The 17003-nt window shown below is 60.5% G+C and carries 17 protein-coding genes; 5 read left to right on the top strand and 12 right to left on the bottom strand.

What is annotated here, in order from left to right; genetic code table 11:
• The first annotated feature begins 155 nt into the window (after positions 1-155).
• From BVU99_RS10420 to BVU99_RS10410, 3 genes are read left to right on the top strand one after another with little or no spacing between them, the layout of a single operon-like run.
• Positions 156-689 (top strand): hypothetical protein, encoded by a 534-nt coding sequence (locus BVU99_RS10420; RefSeq protein WP_060448216.1) that lies wholly within the window; start codon positions 156-158, stop codon positions 687-689.
• An 11-nt stretch (positions 690-700) separates the two neighbouring features.
• On the top strand, positions 701-1126 hold the full coding sequence (locus BVU99_RS10415; RefSeq protein WP_060448215.1) for a putative T6SS immunity periplasmic lipoprotein: 426 nt from the start codon (positions 701-703) through the stop codon (positions 1124-1126).
• 12 nt (positions 1127-1138) lie between these two features.
• Positions 1139-1558, top strand: coding sequence for a putative T6SS immunity periplasmic lipoprotein (locus BVU99_RS10410; RefSeq protein ID WP_060448214.1), 420 nt, complete (start codon positions 1139-1141; stop codon positions 1556-1558).
• A gap of 53 nt (positions 1559-1611) precedes the next feature.
• On the opposite strand, the gene yjiA is transcribed toward BVU99_RS10410, so the two are convergent.
• The 3 genes from yjiA to BVU99_RS10395 all read right to left on the bottom strand — a co-directional run bounded on the left by yjiA (position 1612) and on the right by BVU99_RS10395 (position 5198).
• Positions 1612-2574 carry a GTPase gene (yjiA, locus tag BVU99_RS10405; protein WP_099817653.1) on the bottom strand — a complete coding sequence of 321 codons (963 nt, stop codon included), beginning with the start codon at positions 2572-2574 and terminating at the stop codon, positions 1612-1614.
• A gap of 21 nt (positions 2575-2595) precedes the next feature.
• On the bottom strand, positions 2596-2799 hold the full coding sequence (locus BVU99_RS10400; RefSeq protein ID WP_099817652.1) for a YbdD/YjiX family protein: 204 nt from the start codon (positions 2797-2799) through the stop codon (positions 2596-2598).
• Between the two features lie 218 nt (positions 2800-3017).
• Complete coding sequence (locus BVU99_RS10395; protein WP_033648584.1) at positions 3018-5198, bottom strand: carbon starvation CstA family protein; 2181 nt, start codon at positions 5196-5198, stop codon at positions 3018-3020.
• A 436-nt stretch (positions 5199-5634) separates the two neighbouring features.
• On the opposite strand from BVU99_RS10395, the gene sfnG reads away from it, so the two are divergent.
• Complete coding sequence (gene sfnG, locus BVU99_RS10390) at positions 5635-6729, top strand: dimethylsulfone monooxygenase SfnG (RefSeq protein WP_025305137.1); 1095 nt, start codon at positions 5635-5637, stop codon at positions 6727-6729.
• A 4-nt stretch (positions 6730-6733) separates the two neighbouring features.
• Here the strand turns inward: sfnG and BVU99_RS10385 are convergent, their stop codons facing one another.
• The 9 genes from BVU99_RS10385 to BVU99_RS10345 form a co-directional block, all read right to left on the bottom strand.
• Positions 6734-7618 (bottom strand): LysR family transcriptional regulator, encoded by an 885-nt coding sequence (locus BVU99_RS10385; RefSeq protein WP_099817651.1) that lies wholly within the window; start codon positions 7616-7618, stop codon positions 6734-6736.
• A gap of 27 nt (positions 7619-7645) precedes the next feature.
• A complete protein-coding gene (locus BVU99_RS10380) occupies positions 7646-8338 on the bottom strand; it encodes an MgtC/SapB family protein (RefSeq protein ID WP_099817650.1) in 693 nt (230 codons plus the stop codon).
• Positions 8339-8449: 111 nt separating this feature from the next.
• Complete coding sequence (locus BVU99_RS10375) at positions 8450-9229, bottom strand: ABC transporter ATP-binding protein (RefSeq protein ID WP_099817649.1); 780 nt, start codon at positions 9227-9229, stop codon at positions 8450-8452.
• A 585-nt stretch (positions 9230-9814) separates the two neighbouring features.
• Entirely contained in the window at positions 9815-10897 is a 1083-nt protein-coding gene (locus BVU99_RS10370; RefSeq protein ID WP_099817648.1) for a porin, read from the bottom strand.
• Between the two features lie 32 nt (positions 10898-10929).
• Positions 10930-11721 carry an ABC transporter ATP-binding protein gene (locus BVU99_RS10365; protein ID WP_099817647.1) on the bottom strand — a complete coding sequence of 264 codons (792 nt, stop codon included), beginning with the start codon at positions 11719-11721 and terminating at the stop codon, positions 10930-10932.
• Positions 11722-11736: 15 nt separating this feature from the next.
• Entirely contained in the window at positions 11737-13347 is a 1611-nt protein-coding gene (locus BVU99_RS10360; protein ID WP_244590499.1) for an ABC transporter permease subunit, read from the bottom strand.
• Positions 13348-13941: 594 nt separating this feature from the next.
• A complete protein-coding gene (locus tag BVU99_RS10355; RefSeq protein ID WP_049207774.1) occupies positions 13942-14631 on the bottom strand; it encodes a trehalose-6-phosphate synthase in 690 nt (229 codons plus the stop codon).
• 13 nt (positions 14632-14644) lie between these two features.
• Positions 14645-15055, bottom strand: a complete 411-nt coding sequence (locus tag BVU99_RS10350) for a GNAT family N-acetyltransferase (RefSeq protein WP_043136244.1) — start codon at positions 15053-15055, stop codon at positions 14645-14647.
• 32 nt (positions 15056-15087) lie between these two features.
• Positions 15088-16458, bottom strand: a complete 1371-nt coding sequence (locus tag BVU99_RS10345; RefSeq protein ID WP_099816619.1) for a glutamine synthetase family protein — start codon at positions 16456-16458, stop codon at positions 15088-15090.
• Between the two features lie 236 nt (positions 16459-16694).
• Between BVU99_RS10345 and BVU99_RS10340 the strand changes: the two genes are divergently transcribed.
• Positions 16695-16994, top strand: coding sequence for a hypothetical protein (locus BVU99_RS10340; RefSeq protein WP_099816618.1), 300 nt, complete (start codon positions 16695-16697; stop codon positions 16992-16994).
• Positions 16995-17003 lie beyond the last annotated feature (9 nt).

Raw genomic sequence — 17003 nt, 5'->3', positions numbered from 1 at the left:
ATTGTGTGAATTTAGTTATCAAGGAACACGTTGGAGTGAATGAATGCAAAAGAATGGTTGAATATTTATCCTGCATGCCTTGAGTGCTATTATTAACCTCTTTGTTAATGCTCGCGGCAGTGAGTTTCTTAAAATAATGACAGGGATGCACAACGATGGAAAAGAAAGAGGGCGCTTTAAGGCTATTAACCTCCGGGGAGATCGGCCTTGCTAAGTCGGTATTTGGTGGTTCAATTATTTATGGGAAAGTCTGGGTTCATCACGATAGCTATTTCCCTTTTGGCTTGCAAAATCGAAACACTGCGATGTCACCCAATGGTGAGCTGTATTTTAGAGACTGGTACGTGCCCGATTTCTCAAAGGAAGGTTATAGTCATAGACATCTTTTCATCCATGAGATGGTTCACGTTTGGCAATACCAGCGTGGTATGTGGGTTAAGACTCGGGGCCTCTACAGTTGGTTGGCAAATTACAGTTATGAACTGGATGGGTCCAAGCCTCTAAAGAACTACGCTATGGAGCAACAGGCTCAGATTGTTGCTGATTATCATTTGTTGACCTCTTCAGGTTATGCTGTTTGGAGAAACCGCTTCGGCAAGGAAGTGACTTACAGCGGCAATGACTATGCCGATGTGAGAAAAGTAAAAGAAAAATATGAGAAAGTATTAGTCGGTTTTCCTTACAAGTAAGAGGATTGGTTATGAAGGCGAGAGTGTTCTGTGCCGTTGTTGGCGTGTCCTTGCTAAGCGCTTGTATAGGCGATCGTCTCGATCAGCGCTATGCGCCGGATATCCCTATCACCGCCCATGCTAAAGCGAATGGCGACATCTGCATCTATCCGTCACCAAAGGAAAACGAAAGGCAAGATACGCTCTATCTCACTGGTGATACGGATGAGAAATTGATTGAGGTGGCGAATCAGGATCTGAAGAATGGCATTTGTGTTAGCCAAGAAGATTACCCGTTTCAGGAAAATCATACCTACAGCATGAGGCTAAATTTTGTGCCGATTGAGAAGCGCAGAAACCTGCAGGATATTTCCGGCAGGGCCTTTATTGCTCACTTCAAAGTGACAAAGCTCAATGGTATTTACGAAATTGAAAATATCACGCAGGGCAGTAGATAACGCAGAGACAAAATGAAACGGATCTTCCCCCTCTCATTCCCCTTCCTGCTCGCCGGTTGTCCGTCGATAGGTGATCGTATCCCCGTAGACTACCCCGCAACCGCCAGCCTGCGTGAGGGCAAAGTATGCATCACCGTTCAGCCGCAGGGAGACGAAAAGCTCGCGGGTATTTCGATATACCGATTGGATGAGGCGCAGAACCGCACATTCAAATTCTTCGATCCGCTGCGGGATGTTGCCCCCAATCAGTGCGTCCCTGATGAAGGCTACGTATTTACGCCGGGGCAGCAGTACCATTTCTCCGTGAAGCTGGTCTCCCAGAAGAAACAACAGGCAGGTGAGTTTCCCTCTGCACGTGAGTTCGTCGCTGAATTTGCCCTACAGCAAGCAGCAACAGAGCTGCGTCTAGTGTCCCTCCCTCCATCCCATTAGCACCATATGCCCATAAAGGAGCCCACCCACAGGCTCCCATATCCTAACCTCGCTTACCCCAACCCCCCAATCCTTCCTCGAATCTCCTCCTCCGGCAGATCCACGCCGATAAACACCAGCGTGCTCTTGCGCTCTTCCTCCGGCAGCCATTCCCGATCCCAGTCGGCGTTGTACAGCCGCTGCACGCCCTGGAACAGCAGGCGGCGCGGTTCGTCTTCGATAGACAGAATGCCTTTATAGCGCAGCAGGTTGTCGGCGTATTCCAGCAGCAGGCCTTCCATCACGTCGGAGATTTGCATCAGCGGCAGCGGGCGCTCCAGTGTCACAACAATTGAGCGGATGTCGCTCTGCGGTTGCGGGATGCGGCGGAACAGCGGGGCGGGCGGCGTCAGGTTGAGCTTGTCGTTCAGCGTAAAGCCTTCGATGTCGAACAGCACGCTCAGATCGATATCGCCGTGCGTCACCTTGTAGACCGGCGCTCGGGCGTTCATCCGCTGCAGCCGCTGGATCAGCGCTTCGCAGTCCGGCGCCACGTCGGTTTTGGTCAGCAGGAGGCGGTCGGCGTAGCCCACCTGCGCCTGGGCGATGCTGAACTGGCTCAGCTGCTGCTCGGCGTGCGCCGCGTCCACCAGGGTGATGATGCCGTCCAGCAGGAAGCGCTCGCACAGGATCTCGTGCGAGAAAAAGGTCTGGGTAATCGGGCCGGGATCGGCCATGCCGGTGCATTCGATGATCAGCCGGTCGAACGCCAACTGGCCGCTGTCGACGCCGTCCAGCAGATCCAGCAGCGCGTCCGCCAGTTCGTTGGACTTGCTGCAGCAGATGCAGCCGTTGCTCAACGTGGTGATGCGGCTGGCGCGATCGCCGATCAGCGCGTCGTCGATCGGCACTTCGCCGAACTCGTTCTCGATGACCGCGATTTTATAGCCGTGTTCGGCGTTCAGGATGTGGCGCAGCAGGGTGGTTTTGCCGGCGCCCAAAAAGCCGGTCAGGATGGTGACTGCAATGGGTTTCATACGGGTCCTTGTGACTGCGGGTTAACAGCAGCGCATGCCGCCTTTGCCGCCGCCGCCGTAGCGCGCTTGCTGGCGCTCGCGGAAAAATTCTTTATAGGTCATCACCGGCTTGTCCGGGTGGTTGTCTTTCATGTGCTGGACGTAGGTATCGTAGTCAGGCACGCCCACCAACATGCGCGCCGCCTGCCCGAGATATTTCCCCGCCTGGCCGAGATTTCCGAACATAAGCCTTCTCCAACTTTACCCTGCATCACTACAGCGCTTGCTTAAGCCTGATATTAGGGGAAGCCGGGGGATGGGGTTCCCGCAGGGATGCCCCACCTCCGGGTCGCCCCGGGTATCTCGATTGCATCGCGCCGCACGCCTGGCATCTTGCGATACGTAGGCCGTGCGGCTTTGGGTACTACTTAACGTTTATTATGCAGGGTATCCGTTAAATCACATCAATGCTGGGTCGAAACTTTGACTTCCCCCTCAGTTACGCCGTCGGCGGGCGCGGCCTGCGGCACCGGCACGTAAGGCGTTTCCTGGTCGGTGCGTTTCGGGTTCTTGTGCGCCGCCATCGCGGTTTTCACCCCGTAGAAGATGATGCTGTACACCACCAGCAGGAACAGAATGCTCAGCCCGGCGTTGGTGTAGTTGTTCACCACGATGTGGTTCATGTTGGCGATCTGCTGGGCGCTCAGCTCGGCGCCGCCCTCGGCGATTTTGCGTTTGTACTCGCCGGCCAAGAAGAAGAAGCCTTCCAGCTGCGGGTTGTCGCTGAACAGCTTCAGGCCCAGCGCGTAGGTGGTGCAGATCAGCAGCCACACCGCCGGCAGCACGGTCACCCAGATGTATTGGGTGCGCTTCATCTTAATCAGCACCACGGTGCCCAGCACCAGTGCCACGGCGGCCAGCATCTGGTTGGAGATGCCGAACAGCGGCCACAGGCTCTTCACGCCGCCGAGCGGATCCACCACGCCCTGATACAGCAGGTAGCCCCACAGCCCGACGCAGCCGGCGGTGCCGACGATGCCGGCTACCAGCGAGTCGGTTTTCTTCAGGAACGGCACGAAGTTGCCCAGCAGATCCTGCAGCATAAAGCGGCCGGAGCGGGTGCCGGCGTCCAGCGCGGTCAGGATGAACAGCGCCTCGAACAGTATGCCGAAGTGGTACCAGAAGCCCATGTTGGCGCCCGGAATGATCTGGTGGAACACGTGGGCGATGCCCACCGCCAGCGTTGGCGCGCCGCCGGCGCGGTTCAGCACCGAAGGTTCGCCGATGTCGGTGGCGGTTTGCAGGATCTGTTCCGGGCTGATGACGAAGCCCCAGGAGCTGACCGCCGCCGCCGCATGCACGGTCACGTCCTTCAGCGAAGCCATGATCATCGGCGCGTCTTCGGTGCCTAAGCGGTGCAGATCCGGCATGGTGATGCCCAGCGCCGCCGGCGGGGTGTTCATGGCGAAGTACAGGCCCGGCTCGATGATAGAAGCCGCCACCAGCGCCATGATGGCGACGAAGGACTCCATCAGCATCGCGCCGTAGCCGATAAAGCGCGCGTCGGTCTCATTGGCCAGCAGCTTCGGCGTGGTGCCGGAGGCGATCAGCGCATGGAAGCCGGAGACCGCGCCGCAGGCGATGGTGATGAACAGGAACGGGAACAGGGTACCTTTCCACACCGGGCCGGTGCCGTCGACGAACTGGGTGACCGCCGGCATTTTCAGTTCAGGGTTGAGGATCACGATGCCGATCGCCAGCCCGACGATTACGCCGATTTTCAGGAAGGTCGCCAGGTAGTCGCGCGGTGCCAGGATCAGCCACACCGGCAGCAGGGCGGAGACGAACGCGTAGCCGATCAGCGTGAAGGTGATGGTAGTGTCTTTAAAGGTCAGCGCCGGGCCCCAGTACGGGTCGTGCGCCACCACGCCGCCGAACCAGATGGCGGCCACCAGCAGCACGATGCCGATGATTGACACTTCACCCACGCGGCCGGGGCGCAGGTAGCGCATGTAGATGCCCATAAACAGCGCGATCGGCACGGTGGAGCAGACGGTGAACACCCCCCACGGGCTTTCCGCCAGCGCTTTCACCACGATCAGCGCCAGCACCGCCAGGATGATGATCATGATCAGGAAGCAGCCGAACAGCGCGATGGTGCCCGGTATCGGCCCCATCTCTTTTTTGATGATCTCACCGAGCGAGGCGCCGTTGCGGCGCGAGGAGATGAACAGCACCATAAAGTCCTGCACCGCCCCCGCCAGCACCACGCCGCCCAGCAGCCACAGCGTGCCGGGCAGGTAGCCGACCTGCGCGGCCAGCACCGGCCCCACCAGCGGACCGGCGCCGGCGATGGCGGCGAAGTGGTGGCCGAACAGCACGTTCTTGTTGGTCGGCACGTAGTTCAGGCCGTCGTTGTTGACCACCGCCGGGGTGGCGCGGCCGGCGTCCAGCTTCATCACCTTGGTGGCGATGTACAGGCTGTAGTAGCGGTAGGCCACCAGATACACCGCCACCGAAGCGACGACGATCCACAGCGCGCTGATGTGTTCGCCGCGGCGCAGCGCCACCACGCCGAGGCAGGCTGCGCCGAGTATCCCCAGCAGCATCCACGGAATGTGCTTTAAAATCCCCTCTCGTTTCATGAGGTATCCTTAATTCCAGTCTGCAAAATATGAATGAACTCATCCGCTTGTAAGAGATGTCAGAGTGGCGCGGTGAGCCGTAGCGTCTTTCCCGAGGTAAGGCGGGTTTAGGAACAGCTCATCATCGCCGGGGGTAAGGGGGGAAGACAGGCGTATTTCGGTCAGCGGTCAGATCCGCCGGGTGAACGGTTGGATTGGCGGGGTAAGCGGTTTGTTGCATAACCAACAGCCGCCCGTCAGCCGCTGTTGCCAATGCAGCACCCGCCCGAACTCGCTGGCTTTAAACTCCCGGTTTTTCAGCCAGATGCCTTAATGCGGCGGTTGGCACACATCCTGCTATCGGTTTTATAACCAAAACAATGTTTTCAATATTTGTAAGTCAATAATGGTTATATGCGCGCCGCATAACGGCGCCGACGGTCAGAGGGAGAGAAGCATGTCAGCAGCAAACCACTCGCAGCAGCCGATTCAGTTCGCCTACTGGGTGCCGAACGTTTCCGGCGGCCTGGTGATCAGCAATATCCCGCAGCGCACCGGTTGGGACATCGGTTATAACCGCAAGCTGGCGCAGATCGCCGAGCGCGCCGGTTTCGACTACGCGCTTACCCAGATCCGCTTCACCGCCGGTTACGGCGCGGAAAACCAGCACGAATCGGTGTCGTTCTCACAGGCCCTGTTGGACGCCACCGAGAAACTGAAAGTGATCGCCGCGCTGCTGCCGGGGCCGTGGAACCCCACGCTGGCGGCCAAACAGATCGCCACCATCAGCCATCTTTCCAACGCGCGCATTGCGGTGAACATTGTCAGCGGCTGGTTCCGCGGCGAGTTCAAGGCCATCGGCGAGCCGTGGCTGGATCATGAGGAGCGCTACCTGCGTTCGGAAGAGTTTATCCGCTGCCTGCGCGGCATCTGGACTGAGCCCAGCTTCACCTTCGCCGGCGATTTCTACCGTTTCCGCGACTACTCGCTGAAGCCGAAGCCGCTGGCGCCGTTGCCGGAAATTTTCCAGGGCGGCAGCTCACGCGCGGCGCGCGACATGGCGGCGCGGGTCTCGGACTGGTATTTCACCAATGGCAACAGCGTGGAGGGCATTCGCCGGCAGGTGGAGGACATCCAGAGCAAGGCGCAGGCCAATCACCATCGGGTGAAGGTGGGGGTGAACGGTTTCGTCATCGCCCGCGAGAGCGAACAGGCGGCGCAGGCGGTGCTGCAGGAGATCATCGATCACGCCAACCCGGAGGCGGTGCAGGGCTTCGGGCACGAGGTGAAAAACGCCGGGGCGGCCTCGCCCGAGGGCGAGGGCAACTGGGCCAAGTCCACCTTCGAAGATTTGGTGCAGTATAACGACGGGTTTAAAACCAACCTGATCGGCACGCCGCAGCAGATCGCCGAGCGCATCATCGCGTTGAAAGACGCCGGGGTGGATCTGCTGTTGCTGGCATTTCTGCACTTCCAGGAAGAGGTGGAGTACTTCGGACGCGAAGTGATCCCGCTGGTGCGCGAACTGGAACGCCAGCGGGCAGCGGCCTGAGCGTTCAACCCGTTTGCAGAGTTTGTAGCAGGTGGATAAAGGCGGCGCTGAGCGGCGGCGTGGCCGGCTCATGGCGGGTAAAGACGTAAAAGCGCGCGCTGATGTCGATCTCGTGCGTCGGGATTTTCTGCAGGTGCAGCTGCGGGGCGTAGTGCGCGACCACCCGATCGCTCAGCAGCGCGATATAGCCCTGCTGCCTGACCAGGCACCAGGTCGCCAGAAAGGAGTCGGTCTCGACGATCTGGCCGTGCGGCGTGTAACGCTCGGCGATCTCGCGGATGGCGGAGTGCCCCACCGAGCAGGAGCGCGGCACCACCCATTTGGCTTCGGCCGGCGGCTGCCCGGCGCCGGTCAGGTCGCCCCCTTGATAGAGCGAGAAGCGCTCGCTCTTCAGCGCCTGCATGGCCAGATCGGCGCCGCCCGCCGCGCCGTTCAGGCTGCTGACCGCCAAATCCAGCTCGCAGTTTCTCAGCCGGGCGAGCAGGCCTTCCGGGCCGTCTTCCACCACCGTCACCCGGGTATGCGGGTAGCGGCGGTTGAAGCCTTCGAGCACCTGGGGCAGGTAGCACAGCAGCGGATCGACGCTCATCCCCACCCGCAGGCGCTTCTCGCCGCCGGCGCTCATGCCGCGCAGCTCGTCAAACGCGCTGAGCAACTGATTGGTGGCGGCGTCTATCCGCCGGTAAAACAGCTCGCCGACCGCCGTCAGGCGCACGCCGCGGTTGCTGCGCTCCAGCAGCCGCGCGCCGATGGTCATTTCCAGCTCTTTGAGCACCCGGCTGAGCGTCGGTTGCGAGACGGCCAGCTTTTTCGCGGCATCGTGCAAACTTCCGCAGTGAACGATGTCTTTGAACATCGTCAGATGAGCCAGTTTTGGCATGGTTTTCATGGTTGATCTCCCTGGAAGTGAACGGCATTAGCCGGAGCCGGCGATGCGGCTGTAATAGGCCTGTTTCATCATGCTGTCGTTCAGCAGTTTATTGATGGTCTGGTCGAGCACCGGCGTGGTGACGGAGGCCGGCATCAGCGTGGCGGTGATCTCCACGTCGTCGTCGCCAAAGGGTTCGATATCCAGATGCGAGATAAAGCAGTTTTCTCCTTGCAGCACCTGTTTGAATTTGGCCAGCGCTTCACGCTGTTCATGCTCGAAGGCAATGACGCAAATCTGGTAGGTGGATTCGCCGTTAACGTCATTGAAGGGCTGTTTGTTGACCATATTGACCAGCGGGCGCAGCAGGGTGTTGGCGGCGAGCACGAACAGCGTGGCGGCCAGCGCATCGCCGTACAGGCCGCAGCCGGCGCAGGCGCCAACCGCCGCGGAGCCCCAGAGCGTGGCGGCGGTGTTCAGGCCGCGGATGTTCATCCCTTCTTTCATGATGGCCCCGGCGCCGAGAAAGCCGACGCCGGAGACCACGTAGGAGATGACCCGCACCGCGCCGCCGCTGCCGTCGATGGCCATGGCCAGGTGGACGAAGATCGCCGCGCTGGTGGCCACCAGCGTATTGGTGCGCAGCCCGGCGGTGCGCTGGCGGAATTGTCTTTCGTAGCCGATGGCGGCGCCCAGGACGGACGCGGTCAGCAGCGTCAGCAGTGTATGAATGAAATGCATGATAATAACTCGATGTATTATCCGCTTATCATGAGCCACCCGTGGCGGGGTGACTCTTGATAAACAGGTAGTTAAGTTGGCGGGATCCGTCCCGCCAGGCCAGGGCGGCGCTCAGTGCGCGGCGGCGATCTGCCGGCTGAGCGTCTCGCTGATTTTGTCCGTCAGCGGCTGCATCCCCTCGCGGGTGCGCGTCTCGCGGCGCTGCGCGATGTGATAGCAGCCGTCGAGGGTGCCGGCGCCCAGCAGGAGGATGCGATCAGACATCATCACCGCTTCCTCTACGCTGTGGGTCACCAGCACGATGGAGCGGGTTTTGATCTGGCGCGAGCTCCAGATGCGCAGCAGATCGCTGCGCAGGTGTTCGCCGGTATAGACGTCCAGCGCGGAAAACGGCTCATCCAGCAACAGCAGCATCGGTTCTACCGCCAGCGCGCGCGCAAAGCCGACCTGCTGGCGCATGCCGCCGGAAAGCTCGCGCGGGTAGGCGTCGCGGTAGGGCGCGAGACCGACCAGATCGAGCATTTTCAGCGTCTGGGTTTCGACCACCTGCGGCGGCAGATCCTGCGCCTGCAGCCCGAAGGCGATATTTTGATAGACGTTCAGCCACGGGAAAATGGCGAAGGTCTGGAACACCATGTTGATCTGCGGATTCGGCCCCGAGACTTTTTTATCCCCCAGCATCACGGTGCCCAGATCCGGCGCGATCAGGCCGGAAAGTATGCGCAGCAGGGTGGATTTGCCCGAGCCGGACTGCCCCAAAATGCTGACGACCTCGTTATCGTAGAGGCGCAGGTTGATTTCATTCAGCACCAGGCGTTTTTCTTTACCGGTAGGCTGAACGCTTTTGCTGACGTTATTAACCGTCAGCAACGTGGTTTTTTTTACCATCATGATGTTTCTCCACTCAATTAAAAATATGAGCATGGAAAAATGACCGATAGTTATCGCCGCGCAGGGGTAAAATAAATGCGAGCGCAAATAATCCTGAGCGTTATCGGACTGTTAATAAGCGTATGCTGGAAGGATTAGCCTGTCAGGCGCGCCGGAGCGGCGTGCGCGGAGGCCATGCGCTGAAGGGGTAAAGCGAAGGGATGTGGTAACTGACGCATATCCTGACACTTTCAGGATGCAATGGGATGACTATTGCTCCTGTGACCTCAGCGATTCCAACAATAAAATAAACAACCAACTGTCGCCGTCCATATCATTTCCCCGTTATTTTTCGTGTGGCCATAATACGCGTGATATTGCCTGTGATTCAATGTGGTTAGGCGGAATTATCGCGGCAAAATGTAATTTAATATGAATGCGGGAAAGTTTTTCTTTATTTATTAAACGGGGCATCAACGAAAAACATGAGAGTGAATATAGGCGCTATTTTATGGAAATATAAACCTGAATTAAACGAGAGAATAACAGGGCGGGCGCAAGACAAATAATGAACCGGCCGCAGCGCGCGCTGCGGCCGGTATCGGGTCAGAACTGATACATGATGCCGGTTTCGACAATGTCGTCGGCGCCGGCGCCGACGGCGTTCTGCCGTTGCAGCAGGTTGAGCTTGTACTCCACGTAGGTCGACATATTGGCGTTGAAGCTGTAATTCAGCGCCAGATCCAGGTATTTGACCAGATCGGCGTCACCGATGCCGGGCAGGTTACGGCCGCGCGTTTGCAGGTAGGCCACCGAGGGCGTGACGCCGGAATCGAAGTGATACTGCGCGACCGCCTCGACGGCGTCCGCGCGGGGGGCGAAGCCGGCGTAGCGATCGCCGTCGACATAGGTCATGTTTTCGGTGCGCGCATAGCTGGCCGCCAGGTAGAGGTTGTCCAGATCGTATTTCAGCCCCAGCGTCCAGGCCCGGGCGCGATCGCCGTCAGCCAGGCCGAAGCGCTGCTGCGCCAGGGTGCGCGCAGAGTTGGCGTAGGCGGCGCCAACGTTGAGCCCCGCGCCGGTGTCGTAGGTGGCGGAAAAGGCGTAGCCATCGCCGTTTTGCGTCTGAATATCCTTCGCCCGCAGAGCGTCGTCCCCCCGATTCTTCCCCTGATATTGCAGGCCGAGATCCAGACCGTCCAACAGCCCGCCCAGGCTGCGGTTGTGGTAGGTCAGCAGGCCGTTGGCGCGGCCGGTCATGAAGTTGTCGGCCGCTTCGTAGCTGTCGTTGCCGAATTCGGGCAGCACGTCCGTCCAGCCGGCCACGTCATACAGCAGGCCGTAGTTGCGGCCGTAGTCCAGGCTGCCCCAGCGGCCGAACGTCAGCCCGGCGAAGCCCAGCCGGGTATAGCTATTGCCCGGCCCGGCGCTTTCCGGCTGATCGAGCCCTGCCTGATATTCCCATTGGCCATACCCTGTCAGCGCGTCGCCGATCTGCGTCTCGCCTTTGAAACCGAAGCGGGTATAGGAGCGGTCGCCGTTATTGTCGGCGTCGCTGCTGAAGTAATGCACGCCGTTCAGCTGGCCGTACAGATCCAGTTTATTGCCGTCTTTATTGACGATTTCCGCGCCGGTGGCGGCGGCCGGCAGCAGGATGATCAGCGTCATCAGCACGCTTTTATGGTTCATTTCAGTTCCCCAAGTGGATGAAAACAGGGCCGTTAACCGGCCGATTGCGCTTGCGCGATTTTTTTGTACAGGCAGCTGCGGATCCGATCGGTGAGGTGCCGCAGGCTGTCCCGGTTGCGCGCCGCACGCGGGATATTGACGCTGAATTCGTCGTCGATCCGTTTGCTGGCCGCGTCCAGGATCAGCACCCGATCGGACATCAGCACCGCCTCTTCGACGTCGTGCGTCACCATCACCATGGCGCGCGTGCGCAGCCGGCTGTCTCCCCACAGCGCCAGCAGGTCGCCCCGCAGTTTTTGCGCGGTAAAGATATCGAGGGCGGAGAAGGGTTCGTCCAGCAGCAAGAGGTCGGGCTCTACCGCCAACGCCCGGGCGAAGCCCACCCGTTGACGCATGCCGCCCGAAAGCTCGCGCGGCCAGGCGTGCTCATAGCCGGTCAGGCCCACCAGGCGCAGCAGCGCCCCCAGCCGCTCGGCGATCGTCTGCGGCGGCAGCTTTTGCGCCAGCAGCCCGAAGGCGATGTTGTCGTACACCGTCAGCCAGGGATAGAGCGCGTAGGACTGAAACACCATGCCGACGTTGGCGCTCGGGCCGTCGACCGGTTTGCCCGCCAGGGTGAGCGTGCCGCTGTCCGGTGGGATCAGCCCGGCCAGCATGCGCAGCAGCGTGGACTTGCCCGAGCCGGATTGCCCCAGAATGGTGACGAACTCGCCGGCGTGTACGGTCAGCGATACGTCGCGAAGCACGGGTTTGGGGCGCTTGTTTTCGCCGATAAACGTCTTGTTCAGCCGGCGGGCGCTGATAATTACCTCTTGAGTCACCATGTGGTTCCCCCTTGATCAGTCATATTTGAATTTGGTTTCCGCGATGCGATACAGCGGTTGCCAGACGAAGATGATGCACAGCGCTACCAGCGCGCACATGGCGGCGCAGCCCAGCGCGGACTCCGGGTTCTTGCCGGCGTCGGTGACCACGGAAATGAACGCGCCCAGCCCGGTGGCGCTGAGGGTGGTGCTGCCCCACTGGATCACCTCGGCGGCGATGGCGCTGTTCCAGGCGCCACCGGCGGCGGAGATGATGCCCGTCACGATGTAGGGGAAGATCGCCGGCAGCATGTAGTAGCGCCACCAGCGGAAGCGGCGCAGGCCGAAGGTTTCGCTGACCTCGGTGATTTGCGTCGGAATGGCGGAAACGCCGGCGATCACGTTGAACAACACGTACCACTGGGTGCCCAGCATGATCATCGGGATGGCCCACCAGCCGAGATCCTGATGATAAATGGCGATGAAGGCGGCGATCAGCGGGTAGAAAATGTTGGGCGGAATGGCCGCCAGGATCTGGATGATCGGCTGGAAGATCTTCACCAGCCGCGGATTCATGCCGATCCACACCCCCAGCGGCGTGAAGATCGCCACGCTGAGCAGCATGGCCGCGGCCACGCGCGCGGTGGTGAGCAGCATCCATTCCGGCAGCATGGCGAAGTACTGTTTGGGGAAGTATTCCCACAGCCGGTAACCGAACCAGACGCAGGCCAGCACCACGCCGAGATACCACAGGCTGCGCCACAGCCAGTTCCCCTTGGCGGCGAGCCTGAACAGGCGGTGCAGGCCGAGGGCGTACCACAGCCGCGGCAGCTTGAACAGCCACAGGTCAGCCAGCGCGCGCAGCGTGCGGCCGAGTGCCGCGCCGACGTGCGAGAAGGCCAGGCTGTTGTAAAACCACGGATTGCCGAGCGGGCGATTGGCGGTGACGTCTTCGTATTTGAAGCGCGCGGTGTAGCGCACCAGCGGGCGGAAAACCAGCTGATCGAGCAGTACGATGTTGGCGGCCAGCGCGACGATCGCATACAGGATCGCCGGCACGTTCTGCTGCGCCAGCGCTTCGGCGATATAGGAGCCGACGCCGGGCAGTTCGACCGAGCGATCGCCGACCGGAATGGCCTCGGAGGCCACCAGGGCGAACCAGGCGGCGGATTGCGACACCATGGCGTTCCACAGCAGGCCCGGCACCGAATAGATGAACTCCAGCCGCCAGAAGCGTTGCCACGGGTTGTAATTGAAGCTGCGGGCGGCTTCGTCCAGCTCCTTGGGCACGATGCGCAGCGTCTGATACAGCGTTAGCATCATGTTCCAGGCCTGGCCGGTAAACACCGCGAAGATGGCGGTGCACTCCAGCCCCATCACGCTGTGCGGGTAGAGGTTGAGAAAATACACGGTCGTGAAGGTCAGGAACCCCACCAGCGGCACCGACTCCATAAAGTTGACAAAGGGCAGGATCACCCGGCGCAGCGGCGCATAGCGCGCGGCCAGCACGGCGAATACCACAGAAAACAGCAGCGACCAGGCCATACCGAGGAGAAAGCGCATGCTGGTTCTGAGCGAATAATAAAGCAGGTTCCAGGCATCGAGATTAATGGCAGAGACGTTTTGTTCATTGAAGTCGCCGTGCATGTCGCCCCACGCGCGAATAAAAAAGGCAATGAAAAAAACACCGATGGCGATAACGATAAAGTCATTTAAATAAGACTTCTTGAAAAAAGATGTACCCCGGTTATTTTGCATAACGCAATACCTTATTTTTCCCATAAGAAATCCGTCGCCGCTCGGGGAATATGCCCGGCGACACCAGATAAATACCGCTGTAGCGGTTGAGACAGACGTTGTTTTCGCTGCGGGGCGATGGGCGGGCAGGCAGAGCGGGAAAACCGTCAGAAGGGGAGCGGATGCCGCATTCTGTGTCTTTCAGAATGCAACGTGGATGGCATTACTGAAAGGTGCCCAATAGCATTAGCATAAAACTAAAACTTTCATCGCCCATAGGGCCCTCCTCGGTTTAAATATGGCCCGGAGAGGGTAATGTGTTTTGCTAATAAAAAGCAATTGGCGGCGTAGGGTTTTTACGGTTGATATGTAACAGGATGAATATTCATTTTTTAATCGCTATATTCAGAAAATAAAATAACCTATTTTGATGGCGGTAAATACGGTGAAAATAAATCACGGCGAAATAAAACGGCGCGCCCGAAGGGGGCGCACCGCCGTAAATTAATAAACCTGCCTGCCGTTGATGCCGGCGGGGAAAATGCCGGTGGCGAACAGATGCCCGTTGGCCTGGATCTGATCGTCGGGCAGCATCTCCAGCGGGAATTCGCCCGCCAGGCAGCTGAGAAAGGCGTTGCGATCGTCGGTGGTGGTAAAACCGATCAAATCGTAGAACAGCAGCGACGCGATCAACTGGCGATGTTCCGGGATGCGCCGCAGCAGCGCCGCCGACGGAAACGGCAGGTGGAAGAAGAACGCGCAGGCGTTCAGCAGCCCCTGTTCCTTCAGCGCCTGCGCGCAGGGCAGCAGCTGGTAGTCGTCGATGCAGACGATGTCGCCCGGACACAGGTGCTCGCAGGCGATATCGGCAAACCGGCGGTTCAGCTGCCGGTAGGCGCGGTAGTTTTCCGGCGTGAAGTGCGCTTTCTCCGGCTGGTTGTGGAACACCGGCCACAGGCCGTCGTGGTAGTAGCCCTGATAGTGGCGGCGGAACTCTTCGATCGACAACGGGAAGGTCACCTGATCATAACCGGCACGTTGGCGGCAACTGATCGGGCGCTGCGCGAAATTCTGCACGTCGCCGTTCCAGCCGAGCCACAGCCCCGGTTCGGCGTCGGCCGCCAGCGTCTGGCCGGCGCAGGCCAGATCCTTGCCGTCGCACTGCTTGTTGGAAATCAGCACCAAACGAGACATGAGGGGCTCCTTATCAGTGAAGGGCACGCAGGGCGTGCGCCGAACCATCGGCGCGCCAGGGCGCTTGCAGAGCGGGCAGCGTGACGCGCAGGCCGCGCAAAGCCGGGTGCGCCAGGCAGCAGCGCGTCAGCCAGCTTCCCAGCCCGACGCCGCGGTACTCGGCGCTGACGAACAGTTCGCTCACCGAGGCGAAGGTGGCGTAGTCGGTCACCATGCGGGCGAAACCGAGCAGGTGGCGCTTGCGGTATAGCCCGAAGCACAGGCCGTGGTGTACCAGGCGCTCCGCCGCCGCCCGATCCTGCAGGCTGAGGAAACGCTGGATCGCGTCGATATCCAACAACTGCCGATCGGTGCTGATATGAAAAACGCCTTTGCGCCAGCAGAGCAGCGGCTGCACGGACGCCCGTTGCGGTTGCATGTTCATGATTATCCTTAGGTTAACGAATCGGAGGTCGGTTACAGCATCCAGCCGAGTTCGGCGGCGGTGACCTGTTCCTCGAAGCGGCGCAGCTCGGCGCTTTTACAGGTGTGCCACAGGGTACAGAACGCCGGGCCGAGCAGCTCACGCAGCGGATCGCTGTGGCGGAACAGTGCCAGCGCCTCCTGCTGGCCGAGCGGCAAGGGCGCGGCGTTATCGCTCTCGCAGCCGTTGGCGGCGGGCGGCAGCGGCAGCGGGTGTTCCAGCCCGTGCAACAGGCCGCCGAGCATCACCGCCAGCGCCAGATAAGGGTTGGCGTCGGCGCCGGCCAGGCGGTATTCGATACGCTGGTTGGCGCTGTCGGCGCAGGGCAGGCGCAGCGCCACCGTGCGGTTGTTGTGGCCCCAGGAGGCGCGCAGCGGCACGTGCATGCCGGGGCGGAAGCGGCGAAACGCGTTGATGTTGGGCGCCAGGATCGCCATCGATGCCGGCATCAGCGCCAGCATGCCCGCCATCGCCTGCTGCATGTTATCGCTCAGTTCGCCCGGCGCGCCGGTCAGCAGGTTCTCGCCGTGCTCGTCCTGCAAGCTGATATGGAAATGTAGCCCGCTGCCGGCGGCGTGGGCGCAGGGCTTGGCCATAAAGCAGGCGTGCTGGTGATGCTGCTCGGCAATCTGCCGCGTCAGGCGTTTCAGCGCCATGATCTGGTCGCAGGCTTCCAGCACGCGCCGGCTGTGATGCAGGTTCAGCTCGTACTGGCCGGAAGCGGCTTCGGCCACCACGCCGGTCAGCGGCAGGCTTTGCAGCCGCGCGTGCCGTTCGATGTCGCTCAGCAGCGCATGGTGGCGCTCGGGCGCATCCACCGCGAAGCTCTGCGTCGGGCAGGCTTCCGCCTCGGCGGGGCGCTGCGGATCCTGCAGGTAGAACTCCAGTTCGGCCGCCACCACCGGGAAGCAGTTGCGCTCGTGCAGGCGCTTCAGCACCCGTTGCAGCACCACGCGCGGCTCCAGCTCGCAGGCGCCGCCGTCGGCGTTTTGCATCGTCAGCAGCAGCTGGGCGTGGCGTTCGGGATCGCGCGCGCAGGGGCGCAGCGTGCCGGGCACCGGCAGGCACAGCCGATCCGGCTCGCCCGCCCGTTGCCCCAGCCCGCTTTCTTCAATCACCCGGCCGTGCAGATCCAGGGCGTAGATCGACAGCGGGAAGTAGCAGCCTTTTTCCAGGCCAAAGGCTTCGGCGATCGGCAGGCGCTTGCCGCGCAGCTGGCCGTTCAGATCGTGCAGATAAATATCCAACTGTTCGGTATCCGGATAGCGCTGCAGGTAGTGTTCCAGCTCTTTGCGGAAGGTGCGCGTCGGCGATGCGGGCAGCTCCGCCAGCAGAGGATTGAAGCCGATGATATTAGCATGCATGGCGCGCTCCAGAACGAAGACCGGTCACGGCCAGAGGCAGGGATAAACGCATGAGACAACTCTCTTGTGAGGCCATAGCGGCGATGTGAAAAGGGTATCTGCGGCGGCAAAAACTGTCTGTAAAAACGCCGTAACGTTAACGGGGCGCGGAATAAAAATGCCGTAAAGAGCGCGGCGGGTTGGCCGGGTCGGTACGGTCTATACTGGCGAGATGGGCCGTAGAAGGAGAGGTAACGATGAAGAGAATAGGGCTGCTTATCGCCGCGCTGGCCGCGTTCCACGCCACCGCGTCTTCCCCACAGGCGTGGGCCGAGAGCGAACGGGCGATGCGCGCCGCCTGCCTGAAAGCCAGCGGGCTAAAAAACGCCAGGGTGGAAGGGGAGATTATTCACTACGGCGATGACGTCGGCTATTCGGCGCTGTTTATCGGTGGGCGCTACCCGCAGCCGTTTATGAAAAACCAGCCGGGCAGGGAGCTGTGCTTATATCAGCGCGCCACGCAGAAGGTGGCGGTGCAGGCGGTGGAGGGGGAATAAATAATCCCA

Source organism: Serratia sp. OLAL2 (genome assembly GCF_002752475.1).
In the GTDB taxonomy this organism is placed as follows: Bacteria; Pseudomonadota; Gammaproteobacteria; order Enterobacterales; family Enterobacteriaceae; genus Serratia; species Serratia bockelmannii.
The sequence above is the reverse complement of the archived record's forward strand: the minus strand, read 5'-3'. Positions and strand labels throughout refer to the sequence as shown.